Genomic DNA, 25,185 nt, shown 5'->3' with positions numbered 1-25,185 from the left:
TGTCCTCGAGTTCCTGCGCCGGGAAGGCTCTGGCTGTCGATCGTGCCTAGGGTCCTCTACGGACCAGGACGACGACGATCCTGCAGAAGGACGAGCGGTCGGTGTGCAGATGAGGATTCGCGAGCGGACGCCGTCGCCCTCCCGATCCGGCGCCAGGGCGGCGACCGTCCTCGCGGTCGTGACCGCCGTCCTCAGCGGCTGCGCACTCGGACTGCCGCCGATCGAGGGATCCGCACCACCGTCGCCCGCTCCGAGCGCCGTCCCGAGCGTCGACGGACCCGGTCAGGCCGTGCCTCTCGATCTCGACGCGTTCGACGCGATCAACAGCGCGACGGTCGCGTCGATCAGCGACCCGAGCGGCGCGGATCTGACGCGGGCGCTGATCGCCGGTGGCGTGGACCGGGCCGGTCTGGAGGTCACGGCCGACATCACGACCGCCGACAAGAGGGCCGATGCGGTCTTCGTCGCGGTGAGGGTCGGCGACTCCTGCCTCGTGGGTCAATACCGGCACAAGGCCTCGGGCGAGGACGGCGACCCGAGGTACCTCGGGGCGGTCGTCGCGCCGCTCTCGACCGGTCGGTGTCTGATCGGGGAGCCGGTTCCCGTCGAGTGACGGGCACTCCTCGAAGACGTCGCTGCGCCCTTCATGATGATCGAGTAGCCCGCAGAGCGGGCGTATCGAGATCCACCGACGGCAGACGAGACGACTGCAGACTCGCCGTGCTGGGGACGGTGGGTCTCGATACGCCCCTTCGGGGCTACTCGACCAGCATGCAGTCGCGACATGCCCCTGCAGGGCAGCTCGACCAGCATGCAGTCGCGGCAGGCCCCTGCAGGGCTGCTCGACCAGCATGCAGTCGCGGCGGCGGTGCGCCGTCGCGCCACCACTCGCCTCGCGGCCGACACGCCGGATGCGCGACGGATGTCGGCCGATCGGGAATGTCGGAGGCGCCTGGCAGTGTTCTGAGTCTCGTACCACCCGTCGCATCGACGTCACCCTGGCGATGCGCCCCCTCACGACGATCCCCTTCACGACCGGAGACGCACCAGTGACCGAGCGCACCCTTCCCGAGACGCGGCCCGCCGCCGCGACCGACACGCCCTCGACGGCCCTCGATCCGCGCAGCCGCCTGGTGATCAGCCTGCTGCTGGTCTCGGCCTTCGTCGTCATCCTCAACGAGACGATCATGAGCGTGGCGCTGCCCGACCTCATGCGCGACTTCGGTGTCGAAGCTCACGTGGGCCAGTGGCTGTCCACGGCGTTCATGCTGACGATGGCGGTCGTCATCCCGATCACCGGCTACCTGATCCAGCGGCTGCACACCCGCACGCTCTTCGCCGCCGCGATGACCCTCTTCAGCCTCGGCACGCTCAGCGCCGCGCTCGCGCCGACCTTCGAGGTCCTGCTGGCGGCGCGCGTCGTGCAGGCCGGCGGCACGGCGATCATGATGCCGCTGCTGATGACCACCGTGATGACCCTCGTGCCGCCGGCGATCCGCGGCCGGATGATGGGCAACATCTCCATCGTCATCTCGGTCGCACCCGCCGTCGGGCCGACGATCTCGGGCGTCATCCTCAACTTCCTCAGCTGGCGCTGGATGTTCTGGATCGTGCTGCCGATCGCCGTCGGCGCCCTGATCCTGGGCCTCCGCAAGGTCGAGAACGTCACCGAGCCGCGCAAGATCCCGATCGACTCGCTCTCCGTCGTCCTCTCGGTCTTCGGCTTCGGCGGCCTGGTCTACGGCCTGAGCAGCCTCGGCGAGGGCGGCGAGGCGATCGTCGCTCCCTGGGTGCCCTTCGTCGTCGCCGGTGTCGCGCTCGCCGCCTTCATCGTCCGCCAGCTGCTGCTGCAGAAGACCGACCGCGCCCTGCTGGACCTGCGCACCTTCTCCTCGGGCAACTTCACCGTGGTCATCGTGATGATGGCGGTGAGCATGTCGGCGCTCTTCGGCACGCTGATCCTGCTCCCGCTCTACACGCAGAACGTGCTCGGCCTCACCCCGCTCGAGACCGGTCTGCTGCTGCTGCCGGGCGGGCTGCTGATGGGTCTGCTCGCGCCGTTCGTCGGCCGCGGCTACGACCGCTTCGGCCCGCGGGTGCTGCTGGTGCCCGGCTCGATCATCGTGGCCGGTGCGCTCTGGGGCTACACGACGCTCGACGAGAACTCGGTCTCCTGGTTCATCCTCTCCCTGCACGTGGTGCTGAGCCTCGGCCTCGCGCTGGTCTTCACGCCGCTGTTCACCGCGGGCCTCGGCTCGGTGCGCCCCGCGCTCTACTCGCACGGCAGCGCGATCATCGGCACGGTCCAGCAGCTCGGCGGCGCAGCCGGCACGGCGCTGTTCGTCACGGTGCTCTCGGTGCAGTCGGCCGCGCTCGCCCGCGAGGGCGTCGACGAGGTCGTCGCCACGGCGGGCGGCATCCACTCCGCGTTCGTCTGGGGAGCCTCGATCGCGACCGCCGCGATCGTCGCCGCCTTCTTCGTGAAGCGCCCCGCCGAGACGGACGGCCCGCGGCCGATGGTCGCGCACTAGGCCGACCGTCGGTGCTCCGCGTCCGCGCGGGGCACCGGCTGTTCACCTCCGCGACACCGGGTGCCCCTACCGTGGCGCCCCGGCCGATCCGCTCCCGGACGCGCGGCCGGAACGGAGAGCACTCGTGAGCACGGACGCGCATCCCCAGGACCTCCTCGACGCCGGCGCCCTCGCCCCGGCACCGCGGACCCTGATCGACGTGCTCCGCGACACCGCCGAGCGCCACCCCGACGCCTCCGCACTCGAGGATCCCGCCGGCGCCCTCAGCTACCGCGAGCTGCTCGCCCGCGTCGTCTCCGCCGCCGCCGAGCTGACCGCCGCCGGGGTGCGTCGCGGCGACCGAGTGGGCGTGCGGATGGCCAGCGGCTCGCGCGAGCTCTACCTCGCGATCCTCAGCATCCTCGCCGCCGGTGCCGCATACGTCCCGGTCGACGCCGACGACCCCGAGGAGCGGGCGCGACTCGTCTTCGGCGAGGCCGCCGTCCGCGGTGTCATCACCGGCTCCGGACGCTTCGAGCGCGCCGACGCGGAGCCCGCGCGGCTGTTCACCGGGTCGGCGCCGCACCCCAGCACCGCCTCGATCCCGCTGCTGCAGCCGCCGACCCTCGAGGACGACGCCTGGATCATCTTCACCTCGGGCTCGACCGGCACACCGAAGGGCGTGGCCGTCAGCCACCGCTCGGCCGCGGCCTTCGTCGACGCCGAGGCGCGCGTCTTCCTCCAGGCCGAGCCCCTCGGGCCCGGCGACCGGGTGCTCGCGGGCCTCTCGGTCGCCTTCGACGCCTCCTGCGAGGAGATGTGGCTGGCCTGGCGGCACGGCGCCTGCCTCGTGCCTGCGCCGCGCTCGCTCGTGCGCAGCGGGATGGACCTCGGTCCCTGGCTGACCACGCACGGCATCACGGTCGTCTCGACCGTGCCGACCCTCGCGGCGCTCTGGCCGGCGGAGTCGCTCGAGAACGTCCGCCTGCTCATCTTCGGCGGCGAGGCCTGCCCGCCCGAACTCGGCCAGCGCCTGGCCGTCGACGGCCGCGAGGTCTGGAACACCTACGGCCCCACCGAGGCGACCGTCGTCGCCTGCGCCGCGCCCCTCGGCGGGTCCGGCCCGGTGCGGATCGGTCTGCCACTGGACGGCTGGCGGCTGGCCGTCGTCGATCCCGAGGGCCGTCGCGTCGGCGAGGGCGAGGTCGGCGAGCTGATCATCGGCGGCGTCGGGCTGGCCCGCTACCTCGATCCCGCGAAGGACGCCGAGAAGTACGCTCCCGCGCCGACGCTGGGCTGGGAGCGCGCCTACCGCTCCGGCGACCTCGTGCGCTTCGAGAGCGCCGGACTCGTCTTCCAGGGCCGCGCCGACGACCAGGTCAAGCTCGGCGGCCGGCGCATCGAGCTCGGCGAGGTCGAGGCGGCGCTGCAGGGGCTGCCCGGGGTCTCGGGCGCCGCGGCCGCCGTCCGCACCACCGGCGCGGGGATCCAGGTGCTCGTCGGCTACCTCGCCCTCGCCGGCGGTCGCGCGCTCGACCGCGACGCCGCGCTGACGCGGCTGCGCGAGGAGCTGCCGGCCGCCCTCGTGCCGCTGCTCGCGGTGGTCGACGAGCTGCCGACGCGCGTGTCGGGCAAGGTCGACCGAGCCGCTCTGCCCTGGCCGCTGCCCGAGAGCACCGCGGCCGACCCCGGGCTCGACGCCGGAACCGCCTGGCTCGCCGGACTCTGGCGCGAGGTCCTCGGCGTCCCGGTCGACGAGAGGGCGAACTTCTTCGACCTCGGCGGCGGGTCGCTCGCCGCCGCCCAGCTCGTCGCCCGGATCCGCGAGCAGGACCCCGAGTTCACCGTCGCCGACGTCTACGCGCACCCCCGGCTCGCGGCGATGTCGGCCGAGATCGCGAGTCGCGCGACCGGCGCCGGCGAGGTCTCGAGTCACCGGATCGCCCCGGTTCCGCGCCGGATGCAGGTGCTGCAGACCCTCCTGGGCGCGCCGCTCCTGGTGCTGAGCGGCGCCCGCTGGACGACGGTCGTGCTCACGGTCTGCGCCCTGCTCGACCTGCTGCCCGGCTTCGGCTGGCTGCCGACCGTGCCGCTGCCCGGGCTCGTCGTCGCGTTCGCGCTCTTCTGCACCCCGTTCGGCCGGATGGGCCTCACCGTCCTCGCCGCCCGCGCACTGCTGCGCGGGGTGCGCGCCGGCGACCACCCGCGCGGCGGCGGGGTGCACCTGCGGCTGTGGCTCGCCGAGCGGATCGCCCACCAGCTCGGCGCCGTCAGCCTCGCCGGAGCACCCTGGGTCGCGCACTACGCCCGCGCGCTCGGCGCTCGGATCGCCGATGACGTCGACCTGCACTCGCTCCCGCCGCTCACCGGGATGCTCACTCTCGGCCGCGGCGCCGCCATCGAGCCGGAGGTGGACCTCTCCGGCTACTGGATCGACGGCGACGTCCTGCGGGTCGGCGCGGTCCGCGTCGGCGCCGGCAGCACGGTCGGCGCCCGCAGCACCCTCCTGCCCGGCACCCGCATCGGCAAGAACGCGCAGATCGAGCCCGGCTCCGCGGTCTTCGGCCGGGTGCCGGCCGGCCAGCGCTGGGGCGGCTCGCCCGCGCAGCGCCTCGGCAAGGCGAGCGCGGGCTTCCCCGCCGAGCGCCCGCCGCGCGCGACGCCGTGGGTCTGGGCCTACGCCGTCTCGGCGGTGGGACTCGCCGCTGTGCCGGTCGTCTCCTTCGCGGCGGGCCTCGGCGTGCTCGCCCTCGCCGTGCAGGGCGCAGCGGATCTCGCGGAGGCTCTCCCCCGCGCCGTCGCCGCCCTCGTCCCCGCGGTCGCCGTCACCGGCGTCGTGCTGGCGGGCCTGGTCGTCGTGCTCGTGCGCCTGCTCGGCCGCGGCGTCGAGGCCGGCACGCATCCCGTCCGCGGCCGGATCGGCTGGCAGGTCTGGTCGACGGAGCGCCTGCTCGACCACGCGCGCGCGCTCCTCTTCCCGCTCTACTCCGGCCTCTTCACGCCGGTCTGGCTGCGGCTGCTCGGCGCGAAGGTCGGCCGCGACGTCGAGGCCTCGACCGTGCTGCTGCTGCCCGCGATGACGACCATCCGCGACGGCGCCTTCCTCGCCGACGACACCCTCGTCGCCTCCTACGCCCTCGGCGGCGGCTGGATGCGGCTGGCCCGCGCGGAGATCGGCGAGCGCGCGTTCCTCGGCAACTCCGGAATGGCGGCGCCCGGCCACACGGTGCCGGCCGGCGGGCTGGTCGCGGTGCTCTCCTCCGCCCCGCGGAAGTCGAAGGCGGGCTCGTCCTGGCTGGGCTCGCCGCCGGTGCGGCTGCGGCGCACCGTGGTCGAGGCGGAGTCGGCGCGCACGTTCCGGCCGGCCGCGCGCCTTCGCGCCGCCCGGATCGTCTGGGAGCTGCTGCGCTTCGTGCCGGTCGTCGTCTCGATGGCGATCGGCCTCGGCGTCGTCGCGGCCCTGCTGGCGCTGATACCGGTGATCGGGGCACCGGCGACGGCGGTCGTCGGCGGCGTCGTCCTGCTCGCCGCCGGTGCGGTCGCCGCAGGTGTCTCGACCGCGGCGAAGTGGCTCCTCATCCAGCGCGTCCGCCCGAGCGAGCACCCGCTCTGGTCCTCCTTCGTCTGGCGCAGCGAGCTCGCCGACACCTTCACCGAGATGGTGGCGGCGCCGTGGTTCGCGCACGCCGCGGCCGGAACGCCCGCCCTCGTCTGGTGGCTGCGGAGCCTCGGCGCGCGGATCGGCCGCGGAGTCTGGTGCGACAGCTACTGGCTCCCGGAGGCCGATCTGGTCGATCTGGGCGACGGAGCGACCGTCAACCGGGGCTGCGTCGTGCAGACCCACCTGTTCCATGATCGAATCATGAGCATGGATCTCGTGAGTCTCGACGCCGGCGCGACCCTCGGCCCGCACAGCGTGATCCTCCCCGCCGCGACCATCGCGGCGCACGGCACGGTCGGCCCCGCCTCCCTCGTCATGCGCGGCGAGCTCGTGCCCGCGGGCAGCCGCTGGAGCGGCAACCCGATCGGCCCGTGGCGCGAGGTCCGTGTCGGCGACTACCACGCGCCCGTCGCGTGAGCGACGCGCAGGCCGGGCTGGAGACGGCGGGCGACCCGTACCTCCCCGGCATCGGCAACACCGGCTACCGCGTCGAGTCCTACGAGCTCGACCTGGACTACCGGGTCTCGAGCAACCGGCTCGCCGGCCGCGCGACCCTGCGGATCGTCGCGCTGCAGCCGCTGCGCCGCTTCTCGCTCGATCTCAGCCGCCTCCGGGCGACGCGGGTGCGGGTCGCCGGACGCAAGGCGCGCAGCGACCAGGTGGCGCACAAGCTCCGGATCACCCCCGCCGAGCCGCTCGAGGCCGGCGCGAGCGCCGTCGTCGAGATCGAGTACGGCGGGCACCCCGGACCGCGCGCCAGCCACTGGGGCGAGCTCGGCTGGGAGGAGCTGACCGACGGCGTGCTCGTCGCGTCGCAGCCCTCCGGCGCGTCGACCTGGTACCCCTGCAACGACGACGTCGCCGACAAGGCGACCTACCGGATCCGGGTGAGCGCGGAGGAGGGCTACTCCGTGCTCGCGAACGGCGTGCTGCTCGAGACGAGCGAGCGCTCGGGCCGGCGCACCTGGCTCTACGAGCAGCTGGAGCCGACCGCGAGCTACCTCGCGTCGGTGCAGATCGGCCGCTACGTGCTCGAGGACCGCCTGCTCGCCGGAGTGGCCGTCACGCTCGCGCGCCCGGCCGCGCTGGCCGCGCGGGTCGCGCGCGACTTCGCACCGCTCAGCGCCATGCTCGCGTTCTTCTCCCGGGTCTTCGGCCCGTACCCGTTCCGTCAGTACACCGTCGTGGTCACCGCGGACGAGCTGGAGATCCCGCTGGAGGCGCAGGGCATGGCCGTGTTCGGCGCGAACCACGTCGACGGCCGCGGCGGCTCGGAGCGGCTGATCGCCCACGAGCTCGCTCACCAGTGGTTCGGCAACAGCGTCGGCCTCGCCCGCTGGCGGCACATCTGGCTGAACGAGGGCTTCGCCTGCTACGCCGAGTGGCTCTGGTCGGAGGAGTCGGGCGGGCTCAGCGCCGACGCCCAGGCCCGCCGGCACCACGCACTCCTGCGGTTCGAGCGGCAGGACCTCGTGCTGGGCGACCCGGGACCGATGGACCTCTTCGACGACCGGGTCTACAAGCGGGGCGCGCTGACGCTGCACGCGCTGCGGCTCCGGCTCGGCGACGAGGTGTTCTTCCAGCTCCTGCGCACCTGGACCGCGCGGCACGCGTCCGGCACCGCGAGCGAGGACGACTTCCGCGCGCTCTGCGCCGAGGTCGCCGGCGGCTCGGAGATCGCGGGCGGCACGGCCGTCTCGGCTGTCGAAGCGCTGCTCGACGCCTGGCTCGTCGACGTGCGGCTGCCGCCGCTACCGGCCGCCCGCTGAGACCAGCGAGTCCTCGAGCGCGTCGCCGTCCTCGCGGCGCCAGCCGATGATCGGACCGGCACCGCCGACGGAGTCGCCCAGCGCGACGCTGACCCGGAGCGACGGGTCGAGGTGCGGCTCGGCGAGCCGGAAGCGCGAGGTGTCGATCCGTGCCTCCGCGGTGAAGCGCGACTCGTGGATCCGGACGCGCCGCGGATCGACGTCCAGCCCGCGGCCGTCGGCCTTCAGCGCGGCCTCGATGCGGGTCCAGTGCAGGATCGGGTCGGCGGCGCGGAACCCGCCCGTCGCGAAGGGAGCGCCGGCGATCCGCGTGATCGCGACGCCGCGCTCGGGCGGACCCGCGACCGGCTCGACGTCGACCCCGACCACGCCCGCGCTGCTGGCCGCGACGACGACCGCGCCCGGGCAGTGCGCGATGCTGACGGAGAGGTGCTCGGCACCCTCGATCCAGGGGCGCCCGTGCGGACCGCCGCAGCGGGAGCAGCGCGCGGTGACCCGGACCATCGAGGCGGACAGCCCCAGGAGCTCGCCCGCGAGCATGCGCAGCAGGACGCGGCCGAAGACGAAGCGCTCCGCCACCGCCGCCGACCCCGTCGCGCGGTAGCGCTCCCGCTCCGCTGTGCCGAGCAGCGGCAGCAGCCGCTCGGCGTCGAGGCGCTGCTCGTCGAGCGCGAGCCAGCGCAGGTGCACCCCCGGCAGATCGCGCACGCCGTCGTCGTTCCTCATCCCGTCCCCCACGGTCGTGTCCCCCATGATCCCGTCCCCCGGTCCGGCGCTACTCGGCGGCCCGAGCGGTCGCCGCGTGCTCGCCGCGCTCGTAGACGTCCGCCGCCGAGCCGACGATCAGCGGGTCCGGCCCGAGCGGCGACACGACCTCGTCGTCCCGGCCGTCGTAGTCGTACAGGCTCAGCACGTAGCGCATCGCCTCGAGCCGGGCGCGCTTCTTGTCGTTGCTCTTGACGATGGTCCACGGCGCGTCGGCGGTGTCGGTCGCCGCCATCATCGCCTCCTTGGCCGCGGTGTAGTCGTCCCACTTGTCCAGCGAGGCGAGGTCCATCGGCGAGAGCTTCCACTGCCGCACCGGGTCGATCATCCGGATGGTGAACCGGGTGCGCTGCTCCTCGGCCGAGACCGAGAACCAGAGCTTGACCAGGTCGATGCCCTCGCCGACGAGCATGCTCTCGAACAGCGGCGTCTGCCGGACGAACTCGTCGTACTGCTCCGGAGTGCAGAAGCCCATCACGCGCTCGACCCCCGCCCGGTTGTACCAGGAGCGGTCGAACAGCACGATCTCGCCCGCGGCGGGCAGGTGCGAGACGTACCGCTGGAAGTACCACTGCGTGCCCTCCCGCTCGGTCGGCTTCTCGAGCGCGACGACCCGGGCGCCGCGCGGGTTGAGGTGCTCGGTGAAGCGCTTGATGGTGCCGCCCTTGCCCGCGGCGTCGCGCCCCTCGAAGACGACGACCAAGCGCCGGCCGTGCTTCTTGATCCAGTTCTGGAGCTTGAGCAGCTCGATCTGCAGCAGCCGCTTGCCGGCCTCGTACTCCTCGCGCGACATCCGCTCGTCGTAGGGGTAGCCCTCGCGCCAGGTGTCGACCTGCGTGCCGTCGCGGCGCAGCAGCACCGGATCGTCGTCGTCCTCGTCGAGCACGACGAGGTCGCGGGCGTCCTCGGGCGTGAGCGAGCGGAGCAGCTCGGGCGTCGGCACGAGGGCGCCGCGGGGAGCGGCACCGGGAGTGGCGTCGGGAGCGGCGTCGGGAGCGGCGTCGGGGCTGAGGGAGCGATCGGAGACGGAGGGCACGGAGCGACGCTAGGGGCCCCGAGCGACGCCGGGGTGAACGGCGGGTGTCCGCCCTCTCGCGCCCGCGCGCACCCGGACGTACCCTCGTCGCATGTGCCGGAACATCCACACCCTCCACAACTTCGAGCCCGCCGCCTCCGACGAGGAGGTGCACGCCGCCGCCCTCCAGTACGTCCGCAAGATCAGCGGCGCCACCCGCCCGTCGAAGGCGAACCAGGAGGCGTTCGACCGCGCCGTGGCGGAGATCGCCCACATCACGGGCCACCTCCTCGAGGACCTGGTGACGGCCGCCCCGCCGAAGGACCGCGAGGTCGAGGCGGCGAAGGCCCGCGAGCGCTCGGCCCAGCGCTTCGCGACGGCGTGAGGTGCGACGCACGCGCCGGCCGATCCGGGAGAGGCACGCGCTAGCCGATCAGGTAGACGAAGCCGCGACCCGACCGCGCGATCCGGGACGCGAACTCCACGGCGCGGTCCAGGTACTGCCCGAGCTGCTCCCCCTCGGGGTGCTGCGGCAGGCCCTCCTCGAGCTCCTGCCGGAACGCGAGCAGATCGTCGGCGATCTCGGCGACCTCTCCCGGCGGAACGGCGCGCACCCACGGATCCCAGCACATCCTCCGCAGCGACACCCGGCCCTCCAGCATCCGGTGCGCCGGCCGCGGCGGCTGCTCCGGCGAGCGCGGAGCGGTCAGCGCCTGCAACCCGGACCACGCCCGGTCGAGGAAGAGCATGTCGTCCTCCGGCACCGGCTGCGGCAGATCGGCGGCGTCGATCTCGGCGCCGTGCGGCATCCCCCAGGCGCCCGCCAGGGCGGTCTCGCCGATCACGCTCCGCGGGTCGGCGAGCGCGCGCTCGGTCAGATCGGCATCGAAGGCGTAAGCGTAATAACGGATTCCCATGCGTCGATGGTGGCGAGCGCCGCGCTCGCTCCGGCGTCGGATCCCGAGATCTGGGGAGGGCCGAGCGATCACGCGGCTGTGGAGGGACGAGCGACCGCTTCTTTTCCCGGACTCGTTCAGGCGTCGAAGGCCGCCGGCGGCAGGTCCGTCTCGCCGTCCTCGACGGCGCGGACGATGCGCGCCGCGACCGTCTGCGGCGAGTGCCCCGCGCCGAAGCGCGGAGCCGTGCCCGCCAGCGGGTGCTGCGACAGCGCGGTCTCCGTGTGGCCGGGCCGCGCGTCGAGCAGGAGGACGCCCGCCTTCCTGTACTCCCGGGCCGATGCCCGGACGAACGAGGACAGGGCCGCCTTGGACGCGGAGTACGCCGCGAGACCGGCGGTCGGCGCCTCGGCGACCACCCCGCTGATCGTGACCGCGAAGGGCCGATTCCCCGAGGCGGACAGGGCGGCGAACGACGCCGTGAGCACGCGGATCGGCGCCAGAGCGTTCACGTCGACGAGCTCCTCGAGCACCGCCGGATCGAGCTCGGCCGAGGGGCCGAAGGCGACGACGCCGGCCGCGACGACGAGGCCGTCGAGGCGCCCGTGACGGCGGAAGACCTCGTCCACCAGGCGCTGCGGGGCGTCCTCGCCGAGGAGATCGGCGACGAGCGGCGCGTCGCCGAGGTCGGCGGCGCGGCGCCCGGAGCGGACCACGGTCGCGCCGCGCTGCTCCAGCTCGTCCGCGATCAGCCGCCCGAGCCCGCCGGAGGCACCGAGGACGAGGACGACGGAGCCTTCGAATCGAGTCATGTCCGAAGCGTAGACGGGGGGTCTGGCGCGAATCGCCTCTACCGGGAGGCGAGGGCCGTCAATACGGTGGATCGCATGTCGCGTCCGGACACCTGCGCCGTGCTCCACCGACTGGTGGAGGTCCTCGAGGACCCCGCGCCGATCAACCCGGGGCACGCCAGGCACGTGAGCGGACTGCTCGCCGGCGCCCTCGACTCCGCCCCGGCCCTCCGCGACTGCGCCGGCGCCCCGGCCCAGCTCGTCGCCTTCGCGACGGAGGACCCGGCGGACGAGAACCCGGCCCTCTGAGCGCACCGACCGCCACCGCGTCACCCGGCACTTCACGGCCTCGCTCCACTCCTCAGAAGTCGCGGTAGTCGAGCGCGAGTACCGCGACTTCCGCGGAGTCGGGGCCTCCCCCGCCGAGCGGAGGGATGCCGCGGGCCCCTCGTAGACTCGACGGGCCGAGAGAACGGGGACCCGGTGGACGACGAACGCGCCGCACCTGCGGGCTGGTACCGCGATGACGCCCACCCGGGGTCGATGCGCTGGTGGGACGGCACCGCCTGGACCGACGCCCGCCGCTCCGCGGAGGACTCGGCACCCGGCGACCCGGACGAGCACGAGCAGCGCAGGCTGCCGGAGACCGCCTCCGAGCACGTCGAGTACCGCCTCCCCCACTCCGCAGGCACCCCCACCGTCGACGCCGTCGACGAGGCGGAGCGGATCGAGGAGATCGCGTCCGTCATCGGCCGCCCGCTGCGCGTGGGCGAGATCTCGGATCAGATCCTCGACGTCGTCCTCGTGCCCGAGCCGGACCACCCCACCGGCACTCCCGCCGTCTCGGTCCGCGCCGGCGGCCGCGTGATCGGCTACCTCCCCGACGCCTACCGCCGCGCTCCCGCGCTTCCCGGGCTCTCCCGCGTGGTCGCGAGTCGCGCCGCCCCCACCACCACCGCCCGGCTCCGCGCCGAGCGGACGGAGGAGGGCCTGCGCGCCTCGGTGAAGGTCGCCCTTGTCGCCCCCGAACTCCTCGTGCCGCTCAACGCGCCGCCCCAGGAGCGCTACTCGATCCTGCCCTGGGGCCGCGCCCTGCAGGTGCAGCGCGAGGACGAGCACTTCGTCCGTCTGGCCGGCGTGGTCCCCGAGGGCGGCCGCGGGCTCCTCCTCGTGACGCTCCACCCCGTCGGCGGCCTCGTGGAGATCCGCCTCGACGGCGACCGCGTGGGCGAGCTGACCGCGGCGATGTCCGAGCAGTTCGCGCCCACCCTCCGCCACCTCGCCGGCCTCGGCCTCACCGCCGTCGCCTACTGCTCTCTGCAGGGCTCGCCGCTGAAAGCCGAGTTGACGCTGCAGGCGGCCCGCGCCGCAGAGCTGCCCGCGGACTGGGTCGACGGCCGCCCGGCGACCCTCCCCCGCCTGATCCCCGGCGCCTCGGAGGCCCCGCCCGCCTACGTCGCGCCGCTGCGCCCGACCCCGCTCACCTCGGAGGCGAGGGCCCGCTCGGTCCGGAAGACCGTCGCCTGGGTGGTCGTCGGCGTCTGCACGCTGGTCGGCCTCTCCAGCTGGATAATAGGCGACGTCCTCAACTGACCCGACGGAACACGGGCTACTCGACGGCCCGCGTCCACGATTCGAGCAGCCTCGCCGTGCCCTCCGCAGTGTCGGAACCGGTGGCGACGCAGATGACGAGGTCGTATGCGTCGTCCTCAGGGGCGTCCAGTTCGAGTCCGTCGAGCCCGAGGAAGACGACGACGGACATCCGGTCGAGCCGAGGAGACCACGATCGCGGGTGGGCGGCACCCCGGATCGCAGGGCCGGGGCGAGCAGGTCTTCGAGCCGCAGACATCGCACCTGTCGCGAGTCCCTCACCGAACTACTCAGCGAGCCGATCGAGCAGAGCCGCATACCGCGCTCGCCCATGGGCGGACAGCGCAGCGACGTTGTCGCGGTGCGCGCGTCGATCCGCTGCCTCGAGGGTGGCGCGCACCGCCGCCTCCTGCTTGCCGATCCCCTGCGCCTCCGTCGGCCCGGTCGGAGAACTGTCCTGCGCGTCGGTCGGCCGAGGAGTCCTGGCCATGACCTGATAATACCGAGGTGGGATCGCGCGCGCAGGGAAGTGCGCGATCCGCGAGGATCCGAGATCACCCGAACCCGAGAAGAAGAGACGTCAGCTCTGGGGATTGGTGTCGACAGACAGATATCCAGCGACCTCGCGGAAGTAGTCGTGCCCTCGCCACGCGTCGAGGTCGCCGATGACGAACAGTCGACGGCTGGCTCGACTGGCCGCGACGTTCACGAGGTTGACGGAGGAGGCGGCCCACGCGCGAGCCCCCGGTGAGCTCGGATCCCCACCCAGGACCAGGAACACCACGGGCGCCTCCTTCCCCTGCGCCGTGTGGATCGTGCCCGCCGTGAGACCCGGATACTGCGTGGACAGCGCAGAGAGCCGATCGGCGACAGCGCGGAACGGCGAGATCGCGATCACCTGGCTCGGAGGGATCCCGAGCCCCTTGAGATACGACAGACCGCTCTCGAGGCGCGCGATCTGGTTCTCCTGGAGATGCGTTCCCGGTGTCGGAGCCGCTTCGTCGATCCACCGGCTCGTGACGACGCGCGGGCCGGCTTCACTGTCGAAGAGATCGGGCGCTTCAGGATGAGTGAGGTCGCGCTTCACGCCGTTCACCATGATGCCGTCGTAGGCGATCGCGTTGCAGAGGCTGAACATCGGGTCGTCGCAGCGGCGGTGCACGGTGAGCGGTGCACTCACCCACACCTGACGATCCGCCTGCGTGAGCGTCGTGCCGTACAAGGAGACCCTGTCGGCCAGGGTCTGCACCGACGCCTGCGGGGGAATCCAGGTGTCGTCCAAGCCGAACGCGGAGGCGATGTCGCGCTGAGCCTTCCGCGGCATCGTCACGACGGGCTGGAGCTGGAGGGGATCACCGACCGCGACGACTCGGCGCGCCCGCCAGATCGCTCCTGCGGCGTACTGCGGGCAGGCCTGGCCTGCCTCGTCGATGAGGAGCCAGCCGATGCTCTCCTGACCGACGTCGCCGAACATCCGCCCGAGCGAGGCGAACGTCGTCGAGACCAGCGGGACGACGAGGAAGAAGAGCTGCCAGGCCGCCCGCCGCTTGGCCGGCTCGAGCCCGCGCGGCCCTCCGCCCACGACGATGTCGAGCGCCGCCCGCAGCCCAGGGATCATCTCGGCCGCCGTGTTCGCGAGGAGATCCCTGTGGAGGTCCAGTGCAGCGAGGAAGAGATCGGATCGGGCTTCGTCCAGCACCGGGTCGAGCCAGGGGGCGATCATCTCGCGGGCGGTCCCGGTCCACGCCTCGCCCGGGTACCCGGCACCGACCTGCTCCTCGTCGGCGGCGAGCTGCTGCCTCAGCCGGGCGAGGGACTCCGTCGCCTGCGCTCTCTCACGCCGAGCGCTCGCCAGGTCGCGGTCGAGCCGCTCTCCGCGGTCGTCGATCCCGGCGAGCCGAGACCGTTCCCTGTCGCGGGCGGCGCTCGCCGCACGGGCCGAGGCCTCGACAGGAGCCAGTTCTCGTCGCCAGTCGCGACGTGAGCGACCGAGGGACATGATCGTCGCGAGCACGCCGGGCCTCCGGGATCGGATGCGCTCCCGGGCGACCTCGATGCTCGCGAGGAGAGCGCTCGCACCGTCGACAGCGGCTTCGCAGGCGATCCGCTCCTCTTTCGCAGCGTCGAGGCGGGACCGGAGCGACGTGACGACCTCCGCGATCCGGTTCTGCTCCTCCACCGCTCGGGGAAGCGTCGAGTGGCGTGCCTGCTGCTCCCGCCGTTGTCCGAGCAGCGCCTCGACGCGCCGCTCCGCCTCCGCGAAAGCGTCCCGCGCAGCCTTCCACGAGCGAGGCGGGCCGGCACCGTCGCGCCACTCCTTGAGCAACGCCAGCATGCCGCCGGCCGGGTCCGGTTCGGAGGCACCGCTCGCCGAGCCCCGTCCGCCGAACCAGAAGGCCGACTGGAACGCGCTGCGATTGCGCTTGTTGCCGAGTCGCGCCGCCACCAGGCCCCACGCATCGACAGCCTCATCACCGGCGCTCCGGGACGCGGAAGCAGCGAGCACCTCTCGAGCGATGTCGGCGAAGTAGTCCGCCTCTTCGCTCCACAATGGGTCGATCGCCGTTCGCGCCGGGATCTCCGCCGTCACGTTCTCCACGGCCGCGTTGTTCGCGGAGGCGACGACCATCTCGTAGCCGGTCAACTCCGGCCGCACCTCCCGCACGGTGTGCGTGCGGCCGTCACCGGCCTTCCAGCCGTGGGTCTTCGGGCCGAACGCGTCCTCCGCTCGCTCCAGGGCGGCGAGGCGGCGGGCCCGCTCGACGACGTTGCCCGCGAGTATGTCGCGGAGCATCGTCGTCTTGCCCGTGCCGGGCGGTCCGTTCACGCCCATCAGTCCGCGCCCGGGCCCGAGGTCGACCAGTGCCCGGTTCACCGCGAACTGCTGACGCAGGGAGAGACCGTGCTCGGGCGTGGACGGCCAGCGCCCGAGCGGAAGCCGTTCGACGACGACGCCGTCCTCGGTCGCCGCGTCGTCGAGCATGACATCGACGCGGGAGCTCTCGTCGAGCCGGCCCCCGCTGGTCAGATATCCGGTCAGCGCCTCGCCGCCGTGCCCCTTCGCGACCGCGGCGCGGACGGCCGCGAGGTCGTCGAGGAAGAGGCTGTTGAGGAAGTCGATGTCAGCCGGCTCGTCCTGGCGCCGGACGGAGACGGCGACGGACTGGATGACCGCGACGGGCATGGCGAGCTCCGGCCTTCCGCTCACCCCCTGCACCTCATGAGCGAGCCGTGTCAGCGCGGTCAGCGATTCGGAGTCCTGTGCGGGGGCGGCGTCGCCACGACCGCCCGGGCGCCTGCCCTCGTGCTCGTCCACCGCCTCTCGGAACGCCTTCACCGCCTCCGGGAAGCCCGCCGACCACTCCGGATCATCGATGCCGTGCGTCCCGATCCGCCCGACCGCCCACAGCGCGGACGAGAGGACCGCGGAGTCGACCGCCAGAACGCCGTCGGCACCCACGAGAAGGCCGGCTGCAGCGCTACGGCCCGCCGACCGTTCGTCGTACGCGTCCGTGTCCTCCCCGAACGCGCGCTGAAGGCTGTCGTAGGTCGATTCGAGGTCGTAGACACCCAGGTACACCGTGTGTCGCCACGCTCGCTCGGACCCGCCCACTCGCCGCGGAGTCGGCAGCACCTTCCACGGCAGCGGATCTCCCGGCCGCCACTCGATCACCTGCCTGTCGGCGGCCCCCGCTGCACGAGGTGTCGGCCGCGGCACGCTCTGCGGACTGAACAGCTCGAGGAGCCACCAGAAACGCAGGACTCGCTGTCGTTCTTCACCGCTGCTCATCGCACGCGTCCCCCTGAATCGCAGCTTCGGATGCCCGTCGCGTCAGAACCACCCCGCACCGACGACGACAGACCGTTTCCACCCCGGCAGGTGCGCGCGGGCGGTTGCGCGTCTCGGACGACGAGTGGTCGCCGTGTTCAGGAGAACTCGGCGGAGGCTTCAAACCACCGCGGGCGCTTCGACGCTGTCACGGCGCATCTCCTCGACACGCACTGTCGGCCAGCCCGGCGTCCCCAGCGACGCGGCGTGCGATGCGGCGCGGACGAGAGCCAGGGCCCAGGTGAGCGGATCATTCGTGTCGTCCTCGTCATCGACAGGGATCTCGAAGACGAGGGAGCGTGTCGACGCCGAGCCCGAGATCGCGACTCCGAGGCCGCCTTCAAGGCGGGACATCTCGGTGGCCACGCCGCAGATCGCGTCATCGAACTGAGACTCCTCAGCTGCTCCGATGACGATGCAGCTCACTTCCACGTAGCCCTGCATCATCGGTCTTCCTCCTCGGTCGTACACGAGTACTTTTCCACCGACCGTCGTCGGATCTCAATCATCGGTCGGATCTCGGCCACGTTCTGCACGAGTTCACGGTGCCCGCAGGTCCCACCGCACCGACCGAGGAAGTGAGCGTCGCCGAGTACGACCGACCACCCGATGCTCTCCAACCACTGAAGGGACTGCTCGGCACGGGCATCCGGATGCGGTGGTCTCCCCGGCACGTCTTCCCCTCGCGTCGCACGGCGTTGCCCGAGTATGTCAAAGCCGGCTCGTGGAGGAATGTCCGGCACCGACGCTGGCGCGCCATCCGACCTCGGCACCTGCGACGAGCAGCGAGCCGCGCCGAGCAGACCCGTACTTCCAGGCACCTGCGCTGCGCGGTCTCCCCCGCCGCCCGGCTCGCAGAGCCGAACCGAGCTACACGTTGAAGCGGAACTCCACCACGTCGCCGTCCTGCATCACGTAGTCCTTGCCCTCGATGCGGGCCTTGCCCTTGGCGCGGGCCTCGGCGATCGAGCCGGTCTCGACGAGGTCCTCGAACGAGATGATCTCGGCCTTGATGAAGCCCTTCTGGAAGTCGGTGTGGATCACGCCGGCCGCCTGCGGGGCGGTCCAGCCCTTGCCGATCGTCCAGGCGCGCGTCTCCTTCGGGCCCGCCGTGAGGTAGGTCTGCAGGCCGAGGGTGTCGAAGCCGATGGAGGCGAGCTGGTTGAGGCCCGACTCGGTCTGGCCGGTGGACTCGAGCATCTCGGCCGCGTCGGCCTCGTCGAGGTCGATCAGCTCGGACTCGATCTTGGCGTCGAGGAAGATCGCGTGCGCCGGGGCGACCAGCGCGGCCAGCTCGGCCTTGCGCGCGTCGTCGGTCAGCACGGCCTCGTCGACGTTGAAGACGTAGATGAAGGGCTTCGCGGTCAGCAGGCCGAGCTCGCGGATCGGCTCGAGCTCGATCGAGGACGCCGAGAGCGGCTTGCCGGAGTCGAGGAACTCGCGCGCCTTCTTCGCGGTCTCGAGCACGATCGGCTCGATCTTCTTCCCCTTGAGCTCCTTCTCGTAGCGCGCCTCGGCCTTCTCGAGGGTCTGCAGATCGGCGAGGACGAGCTCGGTGTTGATCGTCTCCATGTCGCTCGCGGCGTCGACCTTGCCGTCGACGTGCACGACATCGGCGTCCTCGAAGCCGCGGATGACCTGCGCGATCGCGTCGGCCTCACGGATGTTGGCGAGGAACTTGTTGCCCAGGCCCTCGCCCTCCGAGGCGCCGCGGACGATGCCGGCGATGTCGACGAAGGACACGGGCGCGGGGAGGATGCGCTCGGAGCCGAAGATGCCGGCGAGGACCTCGAGGCGGGAGTCGGGCAGGTTCACGACTCCGACGTTGGGCTCGATCGTCGCGAACGGGTAGTTCGCGGCGAGCACCGTGTTCTTGGTCAGCGCGTTGAAGAGCGTCGACTTGCCGACGTTGGGGAGTCCGACGATTGCGATAGTGAGAGCCACGGGCATCCATCCTACGGCGTGGTCGCGGGGGTGCCGCGTGCCGGTCCGGGCGGCGTCGGAGGTGCGTGAGAGGGTGAAGCGTGCCCATCGACTTCACCGCCATCGACTTCGAGACCGCCAATTCGCACGGAGCGTCCGCCTGCTCCGTCGGGCTCGTCAAGGTCCGCGACGGCCGCGTCGTCGACCGTGCCGGCTGGCTCATCCGCCCGCCCTACGGCTACGACGACTTCCTCGAGTGGAACACCCGCATCCACGGCATCCGCAAGCACGACGTGCACGCGGCCGCCTCCTGGGTCGAGCAGTTCGCCGACCTCGTCGCCTTCGCCGGCGAGGACGTCTTCGTCGCCCACAACGCCGGCTTCGACATGAGCGTCATCCGCGCCGCCTGCGCCGCGACGGCGCTCGAGCTCCCCGCCTACGACTACCTCTGCTCGCTCCAGCTCGCCCGCAGGACCTACCAGCTCGAGTCCTACCGCCTGCCGTCCGTCGCGTTCGCCGCCGGTTACGACGACTTCCGCCACCACGACGCGTCGGCCGACGCCGAGGCCTGCGCCGCGATCGTGGTGCACGCGGCCCGCCGGCACGGGGCCGGCAGCCTGGCCGAGCTCGGCGAGCTGGCCGGAGTGTCGGTCAAGCGGCTGCGGCCGAAAGCGCCGATCGCCGCCTGAGGCCCGGGGCGGCGATCCGAGAGCCGGCGCCCTCACTCCCCCGCGCGCGGGTCGCCGAACCAGTTGCTGAAGATGCGCCAGAAGTTGCGGTTGCCGTAGGCCGAGCACGCGTCGCCCGAGCCGTAGAGGTCGTCCATGGCGGCCGCGTTCGGCTGGTACGGCGTGTAGTAGTAGAGCCCCGCGGTCGCCGCGTTCTCGATCCGCACCGGGGCCGTCCCGCAGGCGGCGTCGGGCGAGTACTGGATCTCGCTGGTCTCGCCGACCGGGTACCAGTCGAAGCTGCTGTCGGGGTTGCGGTAGCGCTGGAACTGCCAGGCCGCGCCGTAGACCTGGCCGAAGAAGCCGAAGTAGTCGCTGTCGCAGTCCGCCGTGTCCGGGCAGCCGTAGCCGGTGGCGCTGCGGAACTGGCGCTCGCTCGGCGCGCTGTCGGTCACCAGTGACTGCTCCTTCTGCAGCAGCGTCAGCAGCACGGCGGGGCTGACGTCGCAGGCGCCGGCGACGAAGGCGATGATCTCGGCGGCCGAGACGTCCTGCCCACCCGTGACGGCGGCGCACTGCTCGTCGGCGGCGACGTCGCCGGTGTCCTCGGCGTAGTCCCGCAGGCACGGGACATCGGTCCCCGCGCAGGAGGGCACCCGCGCGTTGAGGAAGGCCTGGATCGTCAGCGGGCCGAGGGCGTCGCCGTCGAAGAAGACCTCGTCCGACACGATGTCGCCCGGGTCGAAGCCCGAGCCGTCGACGCCGCCGGCCAGGTCGGTCCACATCCGGATGCTCGGCACCTCGGTCGCGGGAGCGGCCGCCGCGCCGAGGTCCGTCGCTCCGGGGAGCAGCAGCACCACCGCGAGGGCGGCGAGAGCCGCCGCCCCTCCCCGTCGACGTCGGATGACGGACGGGGAGGGGACGGCCGGGGAGGGATCGGCCGCGCTCATCCCTCCACGCTAGCGGCCGTGCGCCGGAGCATCAGCCGCAGGGCGTGAGCCGCGCGACCGCGTCCGACAGCGTGTTCGGGCCGCCGAGCAGGACGACCTTCTTGGCGCCGAACGCAGTGATGTCGTTCAGCACCGCCTGCGGCACGCAGTCCCGCGGGACCGCGAAGAGCGGGCTCGAGGTGTAGCCGGCGGCGGTCGCTCCGGCGAGCGCGTCCGGGAAGTTCTCCCCGGTCGCGAGGTAGACCGTGTTCGCCCGCTGGAAGGCGGCCCTGTTCAGCTTCTCCGAGGTGTCGTAGCGGTCAGAGCCCGCGATCCGCGTCTTCGAGGCGACGGTGAGCGAGCGCTCGATGCCGTCGCTCACCGAGAGGGCGTTGCCCGCGATCGTGAGCGAGCGGACTCCGAGCTGCGAGACGAGGCTCTTCGTCGTGGCGTCCGCGGTCGCCAGCGTCCCGTTGACCAGGAGCACCGGAGCGTCCACCGAGCCGGCCGCCGCGCTGGCGCCCAGGGCGTCGGGGAACTTCTCGCCCGTCGCGAGCCACGCCCGGCTCGACCCGTCGGAGAAGGCGTACTGGACGACCTTCTTCGCGGTGTCGTAGCGGTCGACACCGCCGAGGCGGGTGGGGGTCGCTCCGCCGCGGACGTACTGCTTGAGGTCCTGCAGCACGGCGTCGCTGACGCTCAGCGTGGAGCCGACCACGACGATCTTCGCGGGCTTGAGGCGGGTCAGCTCGGTGCGGACCGGCTGCGACATCGAGTCGCGGTCGACGAGCAGGAGCGGGCCGCCCTGCTTGGCCGCGGCGGGAGCGGCGCTCAGCGCGTCCGGGAAGGCGGAGCCGGTCGCGACGTAGACGACGGGGACGTTCGCCGTGAAGGTCGCCTTCGAGACGCGGACGGCCGTGTCCTGGCGGTCGGTGCCGGCGATCCGCTCGACGGGAACGGTCGTTCCGTTGGACACGCTCGTGCAGCCGAGGTCCTTGGTGCCGGGCGCCTTCGCGTCGCCCGAGCCGGTCCAGAGGTTCCAGTCCACCGAGGCGGCGCTGGCGCAGACCGTGTAGGTGCCGGCGGCCGAGGCGGGGGCGGTCGCGGCGAAGCCGTGGTTGCCGCCGGCGGCCGGGTACTCCCCCGGGATGTCGCCGCGCGATGCGTTCGCGGTCTGGGTGCGGACGGTCTTGGAGCCGTCGGGCGCGGTGATGGTGACGGTGGTGGCGAGCTGCGCGCGCTGCGTCGTCGGGTCGACGGCCCAGCCGGAGGCGGTCAGCGTGCCGCCCGAGATCCTCGGGGCGTCGACGCGGCCGGCCGGGGCGACGCCGGCGTTGGCGAGCGAGCCGTTCCAGTCGCTGAAGATGTACCAGAAGTTGATGTTGCCGTAGGTGGCGCAGGCCTGGTTGCCGGTGTTCGTCAGCGCGTAGCTGTTGGGCTGGTACGGCGTGTAGTAGTACAGGTTCGCCGTGGCCTGGTTGCGGATCGCGACCGGCGACGAGCCGCAGGACGTGTCCGGGTTGAAGAGGATGCTCGGCGTCGTGCCCGCGGCGTAGGCGGTGAAGTTCGAGCCGGAGCCGGGCGGGTTCGCGTACTTCTTGAACTGCCGGGCCGCGCCGTAGACCTGGGTGAAGAAGCCGGCGGAGCCGTTGTCGCAGCCGGTGCTGTCGGGGCAGTTGAAGCCGGTCGCGCGGTTGTAGAGGCGCTCGGTGGGGCTCGTCGTCGAGACGAGGCTCGTCTCCTTCTGCACGAGGACGGCGAGCACGAGCGGGCTGATGCCGCAGGCCTCGCCGACGCCGGCGAAGATCGACGCCGCGGACTCGAGGACGCCGCCGCGGTACGCCTTGCACATCGCATCGGCCGCCTTCGACGGCGTGACCTGGCTGAAGGCCTTGAGGCAGGGCACGCCGTTGGGCGTGCCGGAGCAGTTGCGGCCCTTGTCGTCCAGGAGCGCCTGCATCTGCTGCGCCGAGCGGGCGTCGCTGTCGAAGAAGTTCGCGTCGCTGAAGATGTAGCCGGCGCGGAAGCTCTTGGTGCTCTCCGCCTCGTACTGGACCTTCACGTCGGGCAGGACGGAGCCGTCGGCGGCGGTGACCTGCGCCTCCCCCGCTCCCGGATCGACCAGGACGGACGCGGGCGGCAGCGTCTCGTCGGCGGCGGAGGCGGCGGCGACCGGGACGAGAGCGGTCCCGAGTCCGACGGCGAGGGCGAGTGCGGCGGTGAGCAGGCGCGAAGGACGGCGGTGATTCCCCATGGTCCCGAAGCCTAGGGGCAACCTCCGACTCCGCCTCCTCCCGCTCCGGACACCCGTCCGAGGGTCAGACGGACATCGTCGGAGCGCCGCAGCGCGGATGTCGGAGGTCCGTGGTCTCCTCGGCGCATGGAACTCAGCTTCGTCCTCGGCCTCGCGGTCGGCGCGCTCCTCGCCGCCGTCGTCGCCGTGCTGCTCGCCCGTGCCCGCACTCCCGACACCGCGCTCGCGCTCGAGCTGGCCACGGCGCAGGCGCGGGCCGAGGGGCTCGAGGAGCGGCACGAGTCGGTCGTGGAGCAGCACCGCGAGCACCTCGGCTCCGCCCGCGACCAGATCCGCGAGCTGCAGGAGCAGCTGCGGGTCGTCGCCGAGCGCGAGCGGCACGACGCGCGGATCCTGCAGACGCTCTCCCCCGTCGCCGAGAGCCTGCGCGGGATGCAGGAGTCGGTGCGCCGCCTCGAGAGCGAGCGCGCCGCGCAGTTCGGCGCCATCACCGAGCAGCTGGAGGGGCAGCGGCTCGCCGGGGAGAGGCTCCGCTCGACCACCGAGACGCTCGCCTCCGCGCTGCGGTCGAGCGCCAGCCGGGGTGCGTGGGGCGAGACGCAGCTGCGCAACGTCGTCGAGGCGGCCGGGCTGACGCAGCGGGTCGACTTCGACGTGCAGTTCGGCCTGGAGGGCGAGGGCGGGAAGGGCCGCGCCGACATGGTCGTCCGCCTCCCCGGCGGCAAGGCGATCGCCGTCGACGCGAAGGTGCCGTTCGACGCCTACCTCGAGGCGAGCGCGATCCCCGCCGGCGCGGGGGCCGAGGAGGAGGCCCGGCGCGCCGGTCTGCTGCGAGCGCACGTGCGGGCCCTCCGCGGGCACATCGACGCCCTCGCCGGCCGCGCCTACTGGACGGGGCTGCCGGCGAGCCCGGAGTTCGTCATCGCCTTCATCCCCAGCGAGCCGCTGCTGGCGAGCGCGCTCGACGCCGACCCGACGCTGCTGGAGTACGCGTTCCGCAAGCGGGTCGCCCTCGCCTCGCCGGTGACGCTCTGGTCCGTGCTGAAGACCGTCGCCTACACCTGGCAGCAGGACGTGCTGACCGACGACGCGAAGCGCCTGCTCGACCTCGGCAAGACGCTCTACGCGCGGCTGGCGACCCTCGCCGACCACGCGGAGGGGCTGCGCCGCTCGATCGAGAAGACGGTCGACTCCTACAACGCCTTCGCCGGCTCGCTCGAGACCCGCGTCCTCGTCACCGCGCGCCAGTTCGACACCCTCGACGAGTCCCGCGTGATCGCGCCGGCCGGCGGCGTCACGGCGTCCCCGCGCCGACTGACGGCCGTCGAGCTCCTCGCCCCGGACGAGCGCACGGCCTGAGCCGCCGGGTCTCGATACGCCGCTCCGCGGCTACTCGACCAGCATGGATGTGCGCCTGTCAGATTCATGCTGATCGAGTAGCGCCCGCAGGGCGCGTATCGAGATCCACCGTCCGACGGAGGCGGGGTCTCGATACGCCGCTCCGCGGCTGCTCGACCAGCATGCAGCGGCGGCCTAGACCCACTTCTCCGCGAGGTGCTGGGCCGTCACGCGGCGGATCGTGCCCGAGCGCGAGCGCAGGACGATCGACTCGGTGGTGATGATGTGGCCCTCCTTGCGGACGCCCTTCACCAGCCCGCCGTTGGTCACGCCGGTGGCGACGAAGTAGGTGTTGTCGCTGCGGACCAGGTCGTTCGCGTGCAGGACGCGGTCGAGGTCGTGGCCGGCGTCGATCGCGCGCTGGCGCTCGTCGTCGTCCTTGGGGCGGAGGATGCCCTGGATCACGCCGCCGAGCGCGCGGATGGCGCACGCGGTGATGATGCCCTCGGGCGTCCCTCCGGTCCCCACGCACATGTCGACCCGCGAGTCGTGCCGAGCGGCGTTGATGCCGCCCGCGACATCGCCGTCGAGCAGCAGCCGCGTCCCGGCGCCCGCCGCGCGGATGTCGTCGATCAGCTGCGCGTGCCGCGGGCGGTCGAGCACCGCGATGCGCATCTCGTCGACGGGCTTGCGCTTGGCCCGCGCCAGCGCGCGGATGTTCTCGCCGATCGGGCGCTCGATGTCGATGATCCCCACGCCCTCGGGCCCGGTGACGATCTTCTCCATGTAGAAGACGGCGGAGGGGTCGAACATCGCCCCGCGGTCCGCGACGGCGATCATCGACAGCGCGTTCTGCCGGCCCGCGGCGGTCAGCGAGGTCCCGTCGATCGGATCGACGGCGATGTCGGCGGCCGGCCCGGAGCCGTTGCCGACGTGCTCGCCGTTGTAGAGCATCGGCGCGTTGTCCTTCTCGCCCTCGCCGATGACGACGACCCCGTCGAAGTTGACGGTGCCGAGGAAGGTGCGCATCGCGTCGACGGCGGCACCGTCGGCGGCGTTCTTGTCGCCCTTGCCGATGAAGGGGACGGCGCGGATCGCCGCCGCCTCGGTGGCTCGGACGAGCTCCATGCCGAGGTTGCGGTCCGGGTGGAGGTAGAGCGAGTCGTGGTCGATATCGGTCACAGCGCGGAGTCCTTCGCGTTCGAGTTCGTGCAGACGGCGTCGTCGCAGGACCCGCGGAGCGGATC

The 25,185-nt window shown here is 72.7% G+C and carries 20 protein-coding genes; 9 read left to right on the top strand and 11 right to left on the bottom strand.

What is annotated here, in order from left to right; translation table 11 throughout:
* Positions 1-109: 109 nt before the first annotated feature.
* From EDF45_RS06050 to EDF45_RS06035, 4 genes are all read left to right on the top strand, one after another.
* Positions 110-613, top strand: a complete 504-nt coding sequence (locus EDF45_RS06050; RefSeq protein WP_148070810.1) for a DUF6993 domain-containing protein — start codon at positions 110-112, stop codon at positions 611-613.
* 391 nt (positions 614-1,004) lie between these two features.
* The gene (locus EDF45_RS06045) at positions 1,005-2,531 is read left to right on the top strand and encodes a DHA2 family efflux MFS transporter permease subunit (RefSeq protein WP_123735304.1); all 1,527 of its coding nucleotides are present in this window, start codon (positions 1,005-1,007) and stop codon (positions 2,529-2,531) included.
* A 124-nt stretch (positions 2,532-2,655) separates the two neighbouring features.
* A complete protein-coding gene (locus tag EDF45_RS06040) occupies positions 2,656-6,588 on the top strand; it encodes a Pls/PosA family non-ribosomal peptide synthetase (RefSeq protein ID WP_123735303.1) in 3,933 nt (1,310 codons plus the stop codon).
* Positions 6,585-7,940: a M1 family metallopeptidase gene (locus tag EDF45_RS06035; RefSeq protein ID WP_185020091.1), complete on the top strand. Its 1,356-nt coding sequence runs from the start codon at positions 6,585-6,587 to the stop codon at positions 7,938-7,940. The genes EDF45_RS06040 and EDF45_RS06035 overlap by 4 nt, the downstream gene beginning before the upstream one ends.
* Here EDF45_RS06035 and EDF45_RS06030 read toward each other — a convergent pair.
* Positions 7,923-8,666, bottom strand: coding sequence for a 4'-phosphopantetheinyl transferase superfamily protein (locus EDF45_RS06030; RefSeq protein WP_123735302.1), 744 nt, complete (start codon positions 8,664-8,666; stop codon positions 7,923-7,925). The genes EDF45_RS06035 and EDF45_RS06030 overlap by 18 nt on opposite strands.
* A gap of 49 nt (positions 8,667-8,715) precedes the next feature.
* On the bottom strand, positions 8,716-9,633 hold the full coding sequence (gene ppk2 / locus EDF45_RS06025; protein WP_279398358.1) for a polyphosphate kinase 2: 918 nt from the start codon (positions 9,631-9,633) through the stop codon (positions 8,716-8,718).
* Positions 9,634-9,832: 199 nt separating this feature from the next.
* Between ppk2 and EDF45_RS06020 the strand changes: the two genes are divergently transcribed.
* Positions 9,833-10,105, top strand: coding sequence for a DUF2277 domain-containing protein (locus EDF45_RS06020; RefSeq protein ID WP_123735301.1), 273 nt, complete (start codon positions 9,833-9,835; stop codon positions 10,103-10,105).
* Positions 10,106-10,145: 40 nt separating this feature from the next.
* On the opposite strand, the gene EDF45_RS06015 is transcribed toward EDF45_RS06020, so the two are convergent.
* Complete coding sequence (locus tag EDF45_RS06015; protein ID WP_123735300.1) at positions 10,146-10,637, bottom strand: DUF1877 domain-containing protein; 492 nt, start codon at positions 10,635-10,637, stop codon at positions 10,146-10,148.
* A 116-nt stretch (positions 10,638-10,753) separates the two neighbouring features.
* The gene (locus EDF45_RS06010) at positions 10,754-11,428 is read right to left on the bottom strand and encodes an SDR family oxidoreductase (protein WP_123735299.1); all 675 of its coding nucleotides are present in this window, start codon (positions 11,426-11,428) and stop codon (positions 10,754-10,756) included.
* Between the two features lie 75 nt (positions 11,429-11,503).
* Between EDF45_RS06010 and EDF45_RS06005 the strand changes: the two genes are divergently transcribed.
* Both EDF45_RS06005 and EDF45_RS21555 read left to right on the top strand, forming a co-directional pair.
* Positions 11,504-11,716 carry a hypothetical protein gene (locus EDF45_RS06005; protein WP_123445428.1) on the top strand — a complete coding sequence of 71 codons (213 nt, stop codon included), beginning with the start codon at positions 11,504-11,506 and terminating at the stop codon, positions 11,714-11,716.
* A gap of 174 nt (positions 11,717-11,890) precedes the next feature.
* Positions 11,891-13,000 carry a DUF2510 domain-containing protein gene (locus EDF45_RS21555; RefSeq protein ID WP_221181085.1) on the top strand — a complete coding sequence of 370 codons (1,110 nt, stop codon included), beginning with the start codon at positions 11,891-11,893 and terminating at the stop codon, positions 12,998-13,000.
* 16 nt (positions 13,001-13,016) lie between these two features.
* On the opposite strand, the gene EDF45_RS05995 is transcribed toward EDF45_RS21555, so the two are convergent.
* The 4 genes from EDF45_RS05995 to ychF all read right to left on the bottom strand — a co-directional run bounded on the left by EDF45_RS05995 (position 13,017) and on the right by ychF (position 18,770).
* Positions 13,017-13,169, bottom strand: a complete 153-nt coding sequence (locus EDF45_RS05995; protein ID WP_207901628.1) for a hypothetical protein — start codon at positions 13,167-13,169, stop codon at positions 13,017-13,019.
* Positions 13,170-13,577: 408 nt separating this feature from the next.
* Positions 13,578-16,457, bottom strand: coding sequence for a DEAD/DEAH box helicase (locus EDF45_RS05985; protein WP_260311862.1), 2,880 nt, complete (start codon positions 16,455-16,457; stop codon positions 13,578-13,580).
* A 489-nt stretch (positions 16,458-16,946) separates the two neighbouring features.
* Entirely contained in the window at positions 16,947-17,273 is a 327-nt protein-coding gene (locus EDF45_RS05980; protein WP_123735296.1) for a hypothetical protein, read from the bottom strand.
* A 423-nt stretch (positions 17,274-17,696) separates the two neighbouring features.
* Entirely contained in the window at positions 17,697-18,770 is a 1,074-nt protein-coding gene (gene ychF, locus EDF45_RS05975) for a redox-regulated ATPase YchF (protein WP_123735295.1), read from the bottom strand.
* Positions 18,771-18,850: 80 nt separating this feature from the next.
* Here ychF and EDF45_RS05970 point away from each other — a divergent pair, with 80 nt between their 5' ends.
* On the top strand, positions 18,851-19,438 hold the full coding sequence (locus EDF45_RS05970; protein ID WP_123735294.1) for an exonuclease domain-containing protein: 588 nt from the start codon (positions 18,851-18,853) through the stop codon (positions 19,436-19,438).
* Positions 19,439-19,470: 32 nt separating this feature from the next.
* Here the strand turns inward: EDF45_RS05970 and EDF45_RS05965 are convergent, their stop codons facing one another.
* Both EDF45_RS05965 and EDF45_RS05960 read right to left on the bottom strand, forming a co-directional pair.
* Positions 19,471-20,367, bottom strand: coding sequence for a hemagglutinin (locus EDF45_RS05965; protein ID WP_123735293.1), 897 nt, complete (start codon positions 20,365-20,367; stop codon positions 19,471-19,473).
* Between the two features lie 31 nt (positions 20,368-20,398).
* Positions 20,399-22,600, bottom strand: coding sequence for a cell wall-binding repeat-containing protein (locus EDF45_RS05960; protein ID WP_123735292.1), 2,202 nt, complete (start codon positions 22,598-22,600; stop codon positions 20,399-20,401).
* Positions 22,601-22,726: 126 nt separating this feature from the next.
* Between EDF45_RS05960 and EDF45_RS05955 the strand changes: the two genes are divergently transcribed.
* Entirely contained in the window at positions 22,727-23,959 is a 1,233-nt protein-coding gene (locus EDF45_RS05955; protein ID WP_123735291.1) for a DNA recombination protein RmuC, read from the top strand.
* 174 nt (positions 23,960-24,133) lie between these two features.
* On the opposite strand, the gene glpX is transcribed toward EDF45_RS05955, so the two are convergent.
* On the bottom strand, positions 24,134-25,066 hold the full coding sequence (gene glpX / locus EDF45_RS05950) for a class II fructose-bisphosphatase (RefSeq protein WP_123445977.1): 933 nt from the start codon (positions 25,064-25,066) through the stop codon (positions 24,134-24,136).
* Between the last annotated feature and the right edge of the window lie 119 nt (positions 25,067-25,185).

The organism is Rathayibacter sp. PhB186 (genome assembly GCF_003751825.1).
In the GTDB taxonomy this organism is placed as follows: Bacteria; Actinomycetota; Actinomycetes; order Actinomycetales; family Microbacteriaceae; genus Rathayibacter; species Rathayibacter festucae.
This window is presented reverse-complemented; position numbering and strand designations above follow the sequence as displayed.